The following is a 1,673-nucleotide window of genomic DNA, read 5'->3' as shown; positions in this document are numbered from 1 at the left end:
ATGGGCTACGCGCCCCCGGCGCTATGCTCGGATAGAAGAATGGACTTACACTGATTCGAATTCTGAAAATGCAGTAGTTGACACGCAACGAGCTTTCATAGAAGGGAACGCCCTCCGTGGCGTTTCGAGTGTTGCGGCAATTCCACGGAGCGGCATTCGCTGCGGCGGATGCCCTACGGCGTCGCCTTTGCGGCTTCCTTCAGTCGCCGCGCTCGCAGGCGGTTCCCGTAGCGCTGCGGCGAATCGTCCTCTTCGAGCAACTTAATCGCTTCGGCCGATCGACCGGCGGCTTCGCAGGCGCGGGCGAGGTTGTATTTGGCGCCGGCAATCCATTGCGAAGGCACATCCGGGCGGATTTCGAGCGGCGCCATCCGAAAATAATCTTCCGCCGTCTGGTACTGACCTTCGTCGAAACTGATCAGCCCCAGCCAATACGTTGCATTCTGCTTGCGGCGGAACACGACCCGATCGTATTTCTGGATGATGTCCCGCGGGGCGGCCTGCTCGTTCGCAATTTGATAATCGCTGACCAACTCGGCGACGTGCTCGCCCAATTGGTCGTTGCCGGGGCGGGCCATCATGTAGAAATGCTTGGCACCGCTTTCGCCGTCGTAGTCGCCGCGAAAGTGCAGGAGCCGCCCGGCCCAGAGGGGAAAAACGATCCGCAGCGGGCGACTTACGACGGTCTTGCGGCTGTCGATTTGGTTTTCGCCCTGGCGAACGAGTTCATCGAGCGCTTCCTGCCGCTCCCCCGGCTTCATCATCGTCGAGCGGCTGCCGTGGAAGCCGGGAACTTTGAACGGGGCCATTTCCAGCGCGAGCAGCTCCTTGAATTGCCGCGGGCCGGTTTTCTCGAGCTGCCGCTGGGCATACGCTTCGTAAGGCGCCGCCCAGAGCTTCACTTCCGGCGCCAAGTGCGGAATCCCTTTGAGTCGCCTGGCGATCTGCTCGGGGCTTGCCGTTAGCACGACGCGCTCGTCGCCGGCCAATTGGGATTCAAGCACCTTCATCCGACGCGAAAGGTAGCCAGGCGACGCTTCGACCAGCGCCATCGCCTGCTTTGCTTCGGTAGCCTTGAACGGATAGTGGTGGCTCTCGTCAAGATCCAGACTGGCGAGCACCGATTCGACTTCGGCCGCCTGGGTGAGCGTCGCGATCCCTTTGCCGCCCGGTCCCGGGATCGGCAGTCCCAGCGTCGTGTCGAACAGGTAGAGTTGGCCGTCGTGAACCAGGGCGGGAAGCCAGGGGCGAGGCTGGTCCGGCCGATCGGGATCGGGCACGGCGAGCATCACGATATCGAGCTTCTGCTGACGCCCGAGCAGCACGAACACCCACGCCCGCTGGGCCGCGACCCCTTCGCCTTGCAGCAGCACCTCCGCGGGCACGCGGCGGAGGACCTGATCCAAGAGCGCCTGTTGCACCGGCGATTGCGGCTTCGGCGGGTCGATCAATTGGATATTACGAATCGTCCAATCGAATAGCGCCGTCGCAACCGCCAGATCGTCTCGCTCGCGGCCGCGGGCATGATTCGAGATGTCGCGCAGCCAGGTGACCTCCTCGAGGAAATCGGCGTCCAAGTCGTGGTCGTACGACTTATCTTCCAATTTTTCGAACCAGGGCGCGCTCTGGTATTTCTCAGGCAAGGTTGCGAATAGCGGATCGCGCTTCCACTC

General features: G+C 62.2%; 1 protein-coding gene. It reads right to left on the bottom strand.

Annotated elements, in window-relative coordinates:
* Positions 1-173 precede the first annotated feature (173 nt).
* A partial coding sequence (locus VGY55_08325) for a tetratricopeptide repeat protein (protein HEV2969982.1) occupies positions 174-1,673 on the bottom strand: 1,500 nt, incomplete at its 5' end.

This window comes from Pirellulales bacterium (genome assembly GCA_035939775.1).
Classification (GTDB): Bacteria; Planctomycetota; Planctomycetia; order Pirellulales; family DATAWG01; genus DASZFO01.
This window is presented reverse-complemented; position numbering and strand designations above follow the sequence as displayed.